Here is a 12,618-nt window from a genome sequence, read left to right on the forward strand (position 1 = left end):
ATGCTGCGCATCGACCCTCGGGTCAAGCCCGAGGGGAAGAGGTGAAGAGGGTAACAGAGGTTCCCGCTTTTGCGGGAATGACGCGGTGGTTCTGAGGAGGCGATAATGTCGGAAATCGAACTCAAGCATGTGGGCAAGCGCTATGGCTCGGTCGCGGTGCTTAATGATATTTCGCTCGAAATGGGCGACGGCGAATTCGTCGTGCTGGTCGGGCCCTCAGGGTGCGGGAAGTCGACGCTGCTCAGGATGATTGCGGGGCTGGAGGATATTTCCTCGGGCGAGATCACCATCGGGGGCAAGGTCGTCAACAATATGCCGGCCAAGGAGCGGGACATCGCCATGGTGTTCCAGAGCTACGCGCTCTATCCGCATATGAAGGTCGCCGACAATATGAGTTTTGCGCTGCGGCTGGCGGGCACGTCCAAGACCGAGATCAAGGCGCGGGTGGCCGAGGCAGCGGAGATTTTGGGGCTCGAGAATTTGCTCGACCGGCTGCCCAAGGAGCTCTCTGGTGGGCAGCGGCAGCGCGTCGCCATGGGGCGGGCCATCGTGCGCAACCCGCGGGCGTTCCTCTTCGATGAGCCGCTGTCTAATCTCGATGCCAAGCTGCGCGTGAAAATGCGCGGCGAGATCAAGCGGCTGCATCAGCGGCTGGGCAAGACGATGATTTATGTGACCCACGATCAAACCGAGGCCATGACCATGGCCGACAAGATCGTGGTGCTCAATGGCGGCAATATCGAGCAGGCCGGCGCGCCGCTCGAGCTCTACAACAACCCGGCTAATCTGTTTGTGGCGAGCTTTATCGGCTCGCCGGAGATCAATCTGTTCGAGGCGCGCTACGAGGGCGGGGCTTCGGTTCAGGTTGGTGGGCAGGATCTGCCGCTGGGCACGCCGCTCGACGTGCCCGCGGGGACGGAGATCGTCTATGGCGTGCGGCCGCAGCAGATTGCCGTCGGGGCCGAGGGCGTTCCGGTGAGCGTGCAGGTGGTGGAGCCGACCGGTGATGCGCAGGAAGTGCTGGCGCATCTGGGCGGCGAGGAGATTTCGGTGGTTGTTAGGGACCATGCGCTGCTGCGGCCGGGAGAGGAGATCAGGCTGGTGATCGATCCGGCGCGGGTGTTTGTGTTTGATAAGGCGACGGGGTTGCGGTTGAGGTGAAGGGGGGCTGAGGGGCCCTCGTTACCCCCACCCGGCCTCCCCCTGATAGGGGGAGGGGCGCAGACTGGGAGATCGCGATATTTGGTCGAATGGTTTGATAGCCTGGAAGCAACGGTTATCTCGAACTCTCGGCTCCATCGTCTCCCTCCCCCTTGTGGGGAGGGATCAAGGGTGGGGGTGGTTTGGAAGAGGGATTAGAAATTGCGCGATGTCATTCCCGCGAAAGCGGGAAGCTCTGTTTAACGGAGGTCCCCGCTTTCGCGGGGATGACACGGTGTTTGCCCGTGAGATCGGGGCTCCCAGTGTTTAGGGATCAGATATGAGTTTTGAGACGAGAAGATTCGATCCTGCAGCGCGGGGACCGCTGGAAAGTATTCGCGTGCTGGATCTCAGCCGGTTGATGGCGGGGAATATGCTGAGCTTGCAGCTGGCGGATTTTGGGGCGGATGTGATCAAGATCGAGCCGCCGGAGGGGGATCCGCTGCGGGCGTGGAAGGATGACGGGCATTCGCTGTTCTGGAAGACCTATGGGCGCAACAAGCGGTCGGTGATGCTCAATCTGCGTGAGCCCCAGGCGATGGACGCGCTGTGGCGGCTGGTCGAGACGGCGGATGTGTTCATCGAGAATTTTCGACCGGGGACGCTCGAAAAAATGGGGCTGGCGCCGGAAAAGCTACTGGCGCGCAATCCGGATCTGATCGTCGTGCGGATTTCGGGGTTTGGGCAGACGGGACCCTATGCGCATCTGCCGGGGTTCGGGACCATTGTCGAGGCGATGAGCGGGTTTGCCGATCGGACGGGGTTTCCGGATCGCGAACCGGTTCTTCCGCCGCTGGCGCTGGCGGATATGATCGCCGGGATCTATGGGGCCTCGGCGACAATTATGGCGCTTTATGCGCGGCAGGGCGGCACGGCGCGGGGGCAGGTGATTGATCTCAGCCTCCTCGAGCCGATGTTTTCGGTGCTAGGGCCGGAGGCGGCGATCCATGCGGTGACCGGCAAGATCAAGCAGCGCTCTGGCAGCGCGTCTAATACGGCCTCGCCACGAAACGTCTATCTCTGCGCCGATGGGAAATATCTGGCGCTGTCGGGCTCGACGCCGGCGGTGGCGAAACGGATTTTCGAGATCATCGGCAGGCCGGAGATGATCGGGGATCCGCGATTTGCCACCAATTCGGATCGGGTGAAGAACCGGGCACTGGTGGATGAGGCGATCGGTAACTGGTTTGCGACGCGTGAGAGCGCCGAGGCGCTGGAAACCATGCGCGCGGCGGGGGCAACGGTGGGGCCGGTCTACAATATCGCCGACGCCATGGCGGACAGCCATTTTGCCGAGCGCGAGATTATCGTGGCGGCGGAAGATGACGAGTTCGGGACGCTGCCCATGCACAATATCGTGCCGCGCATGTCCGGTACGCCGGGCGTGTGGCGGCTGCCGGCGCCCGAACTGGGCCAGCACAATGACGAGATTCTTCGCGAGATTGGCGTCGAGCCCCGTGCGGTGGAGGGCGGAAGCAAATGATGCGGTCGCTGCTCTATGTGCCGGCGCATTCCGAGCGGTTTATCGCCAAGGCGCATGAGCGGGGGGCCGACGCGATCATCCTCGACCTCGAGGATGCGGTGCCCGAAGCGAGCAAGGATGCGGCGCGGGACGGATTGGCTGACGCGGTGGCGGCGGTGCGGCGGAACGGGGCGCGGGTGCTGGTGCGGATCAATGCCGGGGAGCGGCAGCGCGAAGATGCGCTGGCGGCGTGTCGGGCGGGGGCGGATGGGCTCTCGGTGCCCAAGGCGCGGAGTCCGGATGAATTTGCTGCGCTGGCGGATTTGCTAGAGCCCGAGGAGGCAAAGGCCGGTCGGGCGCCGATGGAGTTTGTGGCGGTGCTGGAGGATCCGGGGGCGCTGCTCGATGCTGCTAGAATTGCGACGGGGCCGCGGCTGATGGCGCTGTCGCTCGGCGGCGAGGATTTTGCTCTGGCGATCGGGGGAGAGCCGACGCCTGAGGTGCTGCGGGTGCCAAAGCTGATGGTGCATTATGCGGCCAAAGCGGCGGGCTTGCTGTCGCTGGGGCTGTTGCGCAGCGTGGCCGATTATGCGGATCTCGAGGGGATCAAAGCCGCGGTGGCCGAGGCCAGGGCGCATGGTTTTGATGGCGCGAGCTGCGTGCATCCGGCGGTGGTGCCGCTGCTCAATGCCGGGTTTTCGGCCAGTGCGGAGGAATTGGACTGGGCTGAGCGGGTGGTGGCGCGGGCGGCTGGCGGCGAGGGCGCGTTTGAGCTCGACGGTAAAATGGTCGATGCGCCGGTGATTGCGCGGGCCAGGACTATCCTGGCCCGACGGTGATTGAAGCGCTTACTGTGCGCGGTTGTTGCTCTCATCGCTCAAGGGAGCACCGCGCTGCCCTCGGGCCTGACCCGAGGGCCACAGCGTGAACCAAATAGCCATAAAGTGTGCTTGGATCGGGGCCCTCGGGTCAAGCCCGAGGGAAGCAGAGTGGCGGGATGGGGTCAGGCGGTAGCGATTGCCTTCACGGACTTTGCCATGCTCTCCACGGTGTCGCCGGTGACGATGGCGCCAAGGAGGGGGGCGGCGATGCCGATGTCCTTGAGGGCGCGGGCGTCGTCGGGGGTGAGCGCGAGCTGGCTCGGCACGATCACTGGGACGTCGACGGCGTCGACGATGGCCTTGTAGCGGGCGAGATCGTCGGCGGTCATGGCGGTGCGGTAGCGGTCGAAGGTCATGATCGAGGCTTCGACGATGCAGCCGGGAATGGCGGCGATGGATTTCACATCGTCCGGGGTGCTGGTCGCGGACAGCGCCGGCATGGGCCGGAGTTTTGACTGCAGCAGATGCGGCTGCAGATGGTCGATGTAGACGTTAAAACCCTGGAAGCCGAGGTCGTGGAGGGCGTCCATTTCCTCGGCGGTGGGGACGGTTTCCTGACCGGCCATGACCAGCAGCGGGCATCCGAGCTTTGCCAGTTCCTCAAAGAACGGGCGCTCTTCGGTAAAGGTGCCGAAGGTGCGGTCGGTGGCGCGGTGGTAGGCGTTGAGGTGGGTCTTGATCGCGGTCGCGCCGGCATCGAGGGCGGCCTTGGCGAGGTCGATATCGTGCCGCGCCAGCGAGACGATGACCGGGAAGCTGCCGTCGGTGAGGGAAGTGTAGAACGGGGTCGTCGCGTACATCAGTTGATCCGGTTGCCTTCTGCAGCGTCGAAGAGGTGGATGGCGGAAAGCTCGGGCGTGACCGAGATGGTTTCGCCGGGGCGGGCGGTGAGCCGCTCGCGGAAAATGCCGATAATGGTCTGGCCGGCGAGGGTCAGCGTGACCTGGGTTTCAGAACCCATGGGTTCGACCAGATTGACCACGGCCGGGATGCCATTGGGGTCGAGGGTCAGATGCTCGGGGCGGATGCCGTATTTGGCCGCGCCGGTGGCGGTGATGCCAGCGGGCAGGGGGAAGGTGACGCCATTGGCAACGAACCCGCTGGCTTCGATGGTGCCAGGGATGATGTTCATGCCCGGCGAGCCGATGAAGCCGGCGACGAAGAGATTTGCCGGGCGATCATAAAGATCGAGCGGGGCGCCGATTTGTTCCACCTTGCCGCCATGCATGACCACGATGCGGTCGGCCATGGTCATGGCTTCGATCTGGTCGTGGGTGACGTAGATGGTGGTGACCCCCAGCCGCTGGTGCAGGGCCTTGATCTCGCCGCGCATGACGACGCGGAGTTTGGCGTCGAGGTTGGAGAGCGGCTCGTCGAAGAGGAAGACCTGCGGGTTGCGCACGATGGCGCGGCCCATGGCCACGCGCTGGCGCTGACCGCCCGAGAGCTGGCGCGGATAGCGATCGAGCAGGTGCGAGAGGTCGAGGATGTCGGCCGCCCATTTGACGCGCTCGGCGATCTCGGCCTTGGAGGCACCGCGGTGCTCGAGCGAGAAGCCCATATTGGTGGCGACCGTCATATGCGGGTAGAGCGCATAATTCTGGAACACCATGGCGATGTCCCGGTCCTTGGGCTCGAGCTCGTTGACGACGCGGTCGCCGATCGAGATTTCGCCCGAGGAGATGGTTTCGAGACCGGCGATCATGCGCAGCAGAGTGGACTTGCCGCAGCCCGAGGGGCCGACGAGGACGATGAATTCGCCATCGGTGATGTCGACATTGATCCCATGCAGGATGGAGATGTCGCCATAGGCCTTGCGGACGTTATCGAGAGTTACTTTGGCCATGGGTCAGCCTTTCAGACCGGTATGGGCGAGCCCTTCGACGAACTGCTTCTGGGCCACGATGAAGACGATGAGCACCGGGATGGCGGTCATGGTCGCAGCGGCGAGCTGGATGTTCCACATGGCGCCACCATAGGCGTCGGTGAACTGGGTCAGCGCCTGGGGCAGGGTGAACATGTTGGTCGAGGAGATGAAGACGATGGGCTCGAGATAGAGGTTCCAGGAGTGGAGGAAGGTGAAGATCGCGACGGCCCCGAGCGCGGGCTTGGCCAGCGGCAGGGCGATGGTCCAGAAGATCTTGAACCGGCCCAGGCCATCGACGCGTGCGGCTTCTTCCAATTCGCCCGGGAGCGAGATGAAGAACTGACGCATGACGAAGGTAGCGAACACCGAGGGCGCACCGAAGATCGGCACGAGGATCAGCGGCCAGTGGGTGTTGATCATGCCCCAGCTCAAAAACATCTGGAACAGCGGCACGATGGTGACTTCGGACGGAATAAGCAGCCCCAGAAGCACGATCATGAAAATCGCGTTGGAGAAGGGGAATTTGATGCGTGCGAAAGCGTAACCGGCCATGGACGAGATGATCATCGTGCCCACGGTGACGATGGCGGCGATATAGGCCGAGTTCCAATATTGGCGCGCGAAGGGCTGGAGCTCGAACACCTTCTGATAGGTGGTCCAGTCAAACCGGCGTGGCCAGATATCGGGCGGGAAAGCGAAGATGTCGCTGATCGGCTTCACCGAGGAAGTGATCATCCACCAGGTGGGGAAGACGAAGGGCACGAGCAGCACGCAGAGCAGCCCGTAGAGCGCGACTTTCATGCGGGGGGAGAGATCAGTTTTCATAGAAGACGATCCGCTTGCGCATCTGCCACTGGATGAAAGTCAGCACCGCGACGATGAGGAAGAGCAGGATCGAGAGGGTCGATCCGTAGCCGAAGAAGTTGAACTGGAACGCCTGCTGGTAGAGGTAATAGACCAGAACCGTGGTGGAGACGCCCGGGCCGCCCTTGGTGAGAATGGCGATCTGCGCGAAGACCTGCAGCGAGCCGACGATGGTGATGATCGAAGTCAGCAGGATGGTCGGCGAGATCATCGGCAGGGTGATGCGGCGGAACTGCTTGAAGGCGGGGGCGCCATCGACGCGGGCGGCCTCATAAAGCTCCTTCGGCGCGCCCTGGAGGGCGGCGAGGAAGAGGATCATGTTCAGCCCGACATTCTTGAAGACCTGCACGACGACCACGGAAATCATGGCGGTGCCGGGCTGGCGAAGCCAGTTGGGGCCTTCGACGCCGATCATCGAGAGCAGGCCATTGATGCCGCCATTGACCTGCAGCAGGAAGCTCCAGACGATGGTCCAGGCGACGAGCGAGACGACGACGGGCGAGAAAAACAGGGTGCGAAAGACGACGATGCCCTTGAGCTTCTGATCCATCAGCACGGCGAGCAGCAGCGCGAGGCTCATATTGAGCACGACAAGGCCAGCCGAGAACACGGCCGACGCCCACAGAACCTGCGGCAGGTTCGGGTCGCGCAGCAGCAGCTGGTAATTGGCATCACCGACGAAAGTGAAAGTGTTGGCCAGCACGTTCCATTCGTGCAGCGAGTAGTAGAACACCAGCCCAAGCGGGATCAGCACGAAGATAATCGTACCGAGCAGCTGGGGGGCGATGAATATGTAGCCGGCCGCCGCATCGCGACGCGCGATGGTCCAGAACGGGCGCTTGGAGTTTGGCGAGGCCGAGGCACTCATGGGGTAGGTTCCTTCGCCGCTTCCCACAGTCTGATTGGTGGGCGCATTGCATTGATGTTCCCGACGGGGCCGGGGATAAACCGACGACCTTCTTGGGCACCGCCACCTTTGTGGTTGCGGCGAATGACCCTCGGGTCGAGCCCGAGGGCAGGGCGTGCGTGGGTGGCTCCGGAGTTTCCTCCGGAGCCGGCCGACGGTCAGCGCATCAGCAGCGGGCTGACGCTGGTGCAGACATTGTCCAGCACGGCAGCGACGTCGGCATCGGCGACCCAGAGGGCGTCGAGGCCAGCGCGGACGGTCTGCTGGATCTGGGCGTAGTTGGTGTGGCCGGCGACCACGTTGCCGGTGGAGATGCCGTTGATGACGACGTTCTCGATCTGCTCAGGGGTGAGCAGCGGATTGGTGGAGGCGAGCGTGACGGTGTTGAGCAGCGAGGCGCGGGCCGGCGGGAAGAAGCTGGCCAGCTTGGCGCTGTTCTCGGCATTGGTGAAGAAGGCGAGGAATTCGACGGCGGTGTCGACATTCTTGCCGCTCGAGAGCACGCCAACACCGGCCTGGCCGACCACTGAATAGGTGCCGACAGGACCAGCCGGAAGCGGAACGAGTTCCCAGTTGAATGGGTCTTCCTTGGGCAGGAGCGACGCGCGCGAGATCTGGGTGACGGTCATGGCGGCGTCGCCGGTGAAGAAGTCAACGTTCTCGCCCGGGCCCGGGAGCGAACCATCCTTGAAGACGGCATTGTGGAAGACGGTCATGGCTTCGACCATTTCCGGCGTGTTGAAGCCGCAGGTCTTGCCGTCGGCGCTCCAGGCGTCTGCACCCCAGGCGCGGAAGTAGGCGGTGAGGTTCTGCCAGTTCTGGTAGTTGAAGTCGCGGATGACGATGCCATCCTTGCCCGCGTCAGCGACGGCCTTGGCCGAAGCCAGGGCGTTTTCCCAGGTCCATTCGCCGGCGGCGATCAGCTCGGACGGGGTCTTGGCGCCGGCCGCGGTGATCAGATCGGTATTGGCGAACATCGCGAAGGGCGAGGTCGAGAACGGGTAGGCGAAGAGTTCGCCATCGCGACGCCAGAGGGCGGTTGCGCTCTCGGTGACGTCGGCGAGGTTATAGCCCTCGACGGCGTTGAAGCGCTCGGTCAGCGGGACGAGAGCGCCCGAGGACACGAAGTCGATGGCGCTGGTTTCGAAGATCCAGGCCAGATCAGGAGCGTTGCCGCCGGCGATCTGGGTGGTGAGCGTGGTGGTGTAATTGTCGAACGGCAGCGGTTCGAAGGTCACCGTGACGTTCGGGTGGGTCTTCTTGAATTCTTCGGCAATGCCGTTGAAGAGCGCCATGTGCGCTTCGTTGGCGCTCCAGGTGGTCATGCGCAGATTGACTGCGTCCTGGGCCCAGGCGACGCCGCCAAAAGCCAGCGGAAGCAGGATGCCGGCCAGCGCAGCGCTGGCCTTGAGGTTGGAAATATGGGTCATTCTTCTCTCCCTGTGGTTATGCGTAATCAATAGCCCCGGACGTCCGGCCAGCGGATCTCGATACCCGCCTGGTAGAGCTGTGCCTGGAAGTCCTGGAGTTTAGCGTCGTCGGCCTGAACCTGGTGCGGGGTGAGGCCATTGTTGAGGCAGTGTGCGGCGAGCATGCCGGCCACTTCACCCACGTTCCATTCGACGGGGTGCAGGCGGTAGCAGCCATTGGTGATGTGGGTGGTGCCCATGTTCTTGCCGCCGGCGAGCAGGTTCTTGACGCGGCGCGGCAGGAGCGAGCCGAGCGGGATCTCGAAGGGCGCGGATTCCACGTCGACATAATTGTCACCGCCGGTGGAGGGGTGCAGATCGATGCGGTACATGCCGATGCCGACGCTGTCGCGGTAGGATTTGGACAGATTGTTGCCGTGCACGAGCATGGAGACGTCCTGCTCGACGATGCGGGTGACCGGCAGGATGCGGCGGCTCTCGCGGATATAGGGCGCCATGGCGAGGCCATGCTCGGTGCCGGTGATATCACCGCGCAGGCGCAGGCCCGGAAAACCCTGGCCGCCATCGGTGCGGGGGGCTTCGGTCTGCAGCCAGTAGAAGACCGAGTAGGAGAGATCGGCGGCAGCCTTGAGGTGGCGAGCCTTTTCCTCTTCGGATTTGTCGATGATGTTGCCATCGAGATAGTCGATCATCGGCCAGTTCACGAGGCAGATGTCGGAATTATAGGCGCCGGGCACGAAGTTGCGGCGCGCGGCGATGCGGCGGAAGGTCCAGAGATTGCCGTCGCCGGGATTGCGGCGCTGATCGGCATCGACCAGGAGCGGATTGTCATCCGGGTTCGGGGTAAAGGTGCGGGTGGTGCTTTCGAGCGTGCGCGGATGGGGCGCGGTGAAGCCAAGCATCGGGCCACCCCAGAAATGGGGCTCGTAGCTGCGCCAGTAGTCGTAGTTGTCCGGCTTGTCGATGACATGGTTGCCATCGAGGTGGTCCATGGCGAAGCAGACCGAAACCGCCTGAACATTGTCGGGCTGGGCTTCGGCGGGAGCGCTGGGCTCGCCGGTGTCGGCCTGGGATTCAAAGCCGGATGCGTATTCCGTGCCCGTCATCGGCAGCAGGTCGCCGAGCTCGGTGGCATCGACGAAGTAAGGGGCCGAGCAGGTGATGGTCCGGCCGCTGTCGCGATGGCGCAGGGTGACGGATTTGACTTCATCGCCAACGACATCCGCCGAAATCGGCAGATAGGGCTTGAGGATGGTCAGCTTGCCGCCGCCTATATAGGGGGCGAGCATGGCTTCCATGACGGCAAGGCCGACGCGGGGCTCGACGCAGAGGCGGCTGACGAAGCCGGCGCCGGGATTGAGATCGCCCCAGGCGCGGCTGGCTTCGGTCAGCGGGTAATGATCGCGATAGTACTGGCGGATGCCGGTGCGGAGCTGGCGATAGGAGCGGGTGATGCCGAACTGCTCGACCCAGGAATGCTCATCGGGGGGCACGGCCTGGCTGGTCAGCTGGCCGCCGATCCAGTCATATTCCTCGGTCATGATGACGGAACGGCCCGCGCGAAGCGCGCCAAGGGCCGCTGCAACGCCGCCCAATCCGCCGCCCACAATGAGAATGTCTGCGTGAAGCTCTTTAGTCATTTGATCCGTTCGGTTTTGCTTGAGAGGAGTGCGAAGGCGGCATCTCCGGGCAGGGGCCCAGTGTGTCGCCTTCACGAAGGTCACAGGTGAGCAGGATCTGCTCGAGGGGGGCGGCCTGTTCGACGCGGCGCACCAGCATTTCGGTGGCGCCGCTGCCCATGGCTTCCCGGGGAATGGCGAATGAGGTGAATTTCCGGCCAGGTTCCTCGGCGCGGATGTGGTTGCCCAGCACCACGATGGAGAGATCGCCGGGCACGGTGAGGCCGCGCTCGGTGGCGACGGCCTCGAGGCCATTGGCGTCGACGAGTTCGGTGCAGAAGACGCAGGTGACGCCCGCCGCGAGGAGGCCGTCGAGCAGGAATGTGGGATCAACGCCGACCGCATGGTGGGTAAAGGCGAGATCGGCGCCTTCGAGGCTGGCCGTAAAACCTGTCCAGCGGTCGGCGCTCGATTCAGCGCCATCCTTGAAGCCGACAAATCCGAGCTTCCGGTGACCGAGGCCGCGGGCGCGGTTGACGAGGGCGGCAGTGGCCGTGGCGTAGTCGCCGCCGACATAGGGGACGGGGCCGCCGGCGTCATCGCGTCGACCCACGGCCACGAAGGGAAAATCGCCGGCAACGAGGCGCGCGAGTTCCTTGGTGTCGAACTGACGGCCGAGGATGATGCAGCCATCGGCGAGGCGGAGGCGCACGTCATTGCCGAAAATCTTGCGCTTGGCTCCGGCACCCGCACCGGTCAGCAGCAGGAGGTCATAGCCGAGCTTTTGGGCGGCTTCCTCGATGCCGAGAAGGAAGGGCAGGAAGAAGTCGGCCTGATCGGATGGGAAGGCGGGTTCGTAGGTGAACACGCCCAGAATGCGATTGTGGCCGTTGACCATGCGACGGGCGATGGGGTCGGCGACGTATCCGGTGTCGCGAATGACTTTCAGGACGCGCTCGCGGGTGTCGTCGGGAATGCGATTGGCGTTTTCGGGCGAACCGTTGAGCACAAGCGATACCGTGGCCTGGCTTACACCGGCCAGGCGGGCAATATCCTTTTGTGTCAAGCGTTTGGGCGTCGCCAAGTGCGTGGTTCCAATCTGCTAATGCGTATTAGCGTTCATACGTATTAGCAGGATGGGAAAATTGAATCAAGACGAGTCGCATGCGTGGGCTGGAGGGGTGGAAAACTGGGCAAGGGGCCCAGGCGCCGGGCGCGTGCGGCGCTGAGCGAGCGATTGCGGGGGCGTCTCCGGGCGGAGCGTAACGGGCGGAATGGAGCATCCGCCCGTTACGAAAATGGGGCTGCCACCGGCTGCCCCTGGACCCAGGAAGGGGTCAGCGCAGGGTCAATCCCTGGGCGTCGAAGATGTGGGCCTGTTCAGGGTCGATGTCGAAGCGCACAAATGTTCCGGGGGCGTATGAGGACGCGCCGGGCAATTCCACGGTGATCATGAGATCGGTGCCTTCGGGCTGCAGATGGGCAAGGCTCGAGCCGCCAAGCTGTTCGACGAGAATGATTTTCGCTGCGGCCCTGCCGTTTTCGGTGATGCGGATGGCGTTTGGCCGGACGCCGATCTCCACAGCATTGGGGGCGTTGCGGTCGAGGATGGCGACGCCGGTCGCAGCGAGCCTGAGCGTGCCTTCCTCGCTGGTGACCGGGATGAAATTCATCTTGGGCTGCCCGAGAAAGCCGGCAACGAAGCGGTTGGCCGGGTTCTGATAGAGGTCCATCGGCGAGCCGACCTGCTCGATGCGGCCATCCCGGAGGATGACGATGCGGTCGGCAAGGGTCATGGCTTCGACCTGGTCGTGGGTGACATAGACCATGGTTGTCTGCAGCTCGGTGTGGAGCCGCGCGATCTCGACGCGCATCTGGGCGCGCAAATCGGCGTCGAGGTTGGACAGGGGCTCATCGAAGAGGAAGACGTCGGGCGAGCGGGTGATGGCGCGGCCAATGGCAACGCGCTGGCGCTGGCCGCCGGAGAGCTGCCTGGGCTTGCGGTCGAGCAGGTGCTCGAGCTGCAGGATACCAGCGGCGCGGGCGACCTTTGCCTCCGCCTCCGCCTTTGGAACGCCCATCATCTTGAGGGCAAAGCCCATGTTCTCGGCCACGCTCATATGCGGATAGAGCGCGTAGGACTGGAACACCATGGCGATGCCGCGATCGGCGGCAGGGACATTGTTCATCGGCTTGCCGCCAATGCGCAAAGTGCCGTGGGAGATTTCCTCAAGGCCCGCGATCATCCGCAGGAGGGTGGATTTTCCGCAGCCAGAGGGGCCGACGAAAACCAGGAGTTCCTTGTCGGCCACGGACAGGGTGACGCCATGGACAACGCTGATCTTGCCGAAGCTCTTGCTGATATTTTCCAGCTCGATTGAAGCCATG

The 12,618-nt window shown here is 63.6% G+C and carries 11 protein-coding genes; 3 read left to right on the forward strand and 8 right to left on the reverse strand.

The features are described from left to right. The first annotated feature begins 105 nt into the window (after positions 1-105). From ugpC (N0P34_RS08740) to N0P34_RS08750, 3 genes are all read left to right on the forward strand, one after another. Positions 106-1,161, forward strand: coding sequence for a sn-glycerol-3-phosphate ABC transporter ATP-binding protein UgpC (gene ugpC / locus N0P34_RS08740; RefSeq protein WP_275606631.1), 1,056 nt, complete (start codon positions 106-108; stop codon positions 1,159-1,161). A gap of 319 nt (positions 1,162-1,480) precedes the next feature. Next, positions 1,481-2,683 (forward strand): CoA transferase, encoded by a 1,203-nt coding sequence (locus N0P34_RS08745; RefSeq protein WP_275606632.1) that lies wholly within the window; start codon positions 1,481-1,483, stop codon positions 2,681-2,683. Next, positions 2,680-3,501 (forward strand): CoA ester lyase, encoded by an 822-nt coding sequence (locus N0P34_RS08750; RefSeq protein ID WP_275606633.1) that lies wholly within the window; start codon positions 2,680-2,682, stop codon positions 3,499-3,501. The genes N0P34_RS08745 and N0P34_RS08750 overlap by 4 nt, the downstream gene beginning before the upstream one ends. 164 nt (positions 3,502-3,665) lie before the next feature. Here N0P34_RS08750 and N0P34_RS08755 read toward each other — a convergent pair whose 3' ends face one another. The 8 genes from N0P34_RS08755 to N0P34_RS08790 form a co-directional block, all read right to left on the reverse strand. After that, on the reverse strand, positions 3,666-4,343 hold the full coding sequence (locus N0P34_RS08755) for a hypothetical protein (protein WP_275606634.1): 678 nt from the start codon (positions 4,341-4,343) through the stop codon (positions 3,666-3,668). Next, on the reverse strand, positions 4,343-5,389 hold the full coding sequence (gene ugpC / locus N0P34_RS08760; RefSeq protein WP_275606635.1) for a sn-glycerol-3-phosphate ABC transporter ATP-binding protein UgpC: 1,047 nt from the start codon (positions 5,387-5,389) through the stop codon (positions 4,343-4,345). The genes N0P34_RS08755 and ugpC (N0P34_RS08760) overlap by 1 nt, the downstream gene beginning before the upstream one ends. Positions 5,390-5,392: 3 nt before the next feature. After that, complete coding sequence (locus N0P34_RS08765) at positions 5,393-6,235, reverse strand: carbohydrate ABC transporter permease (RefSeq protein ID WP_275606636.1); 843 nt, start codon at positions 6,233-6,235, stop codon at positions 5,393-5,395. After that, positions 6,225-7,142 carry a sugar ABC transporter permease gene (locus N0P34_RS08770; protein WP_275606637.1) on the reverse strand — a complete coding sequence of 306 codons (918 nt, stop codon included), beginning with the start codon at positions 7,140-7,142 and terminating at the stop codon, positions 6,225-6,227. The genes N0P34_RS08765 and N0P34_RS08770 overlap by 11 nt, the downstream gene beginning before the upstream one ends. A gap of 197 nt (positions 7,143-7,339) precedes the next feature. Next, a complete protein-coding gene (locus N0P34_RS08775; RefSeq protein WP_275606638.1) occupies positions 7,340-8,611 on the reverse strand; it encodes a sugar ABC transporter substrate-binding protein in 1,272 nt (423 codons plus the stop codon). 26 nt (positions 8,612-8,637) lie between these two features. Beyond that, positions 8,638-10,251, reverse strand: a complete 1,614-nt coding sequence (locus N0P34_RS08780) for an FAD-dependent oxidoreductase (RefSeq protein ID WP_275606639.1) — start codon at positions 10,249-10,251, stop codon at positions 8,638-8,640. Beyond that, positions 10,244-11,314: a LacI family DNA-binding transcriptional regulator gene (locus N0P34_RS08785; protein WP_275606640.1), complete on the reverse strand. Its 1,071-nt coding sequence runs from the start codon at positions 11,312-11,314 to the stop codon at positions 10,244-10,246. The genes N0P34_RS08780 and N0P34_RS08785 overlap by 8 nt, the downstream gene beginning before the upstream one ends. A gap of 253 nt (positions 11,315-11,567) precedes the next feature. Further along, entirely contained in the window at positions 11,568-12,617 is a 1,050-nt protein-coding gene (locus N0P34_RS08790) for an ABC transporter ATP-binding protein (RefSeq protein ID WP_275606641.1), read from the reverse strand. Position 12,618: the final 1 nt, after the last annotated feature.

This window comes from Devosia sp. FJ2-5-3 (assembly GCF_029201545.1).
GTDB lineage: Bacteria > Pseudomonadota > Alphaproteobacteria > Rhizobiales > Devosiaceae > Devosia.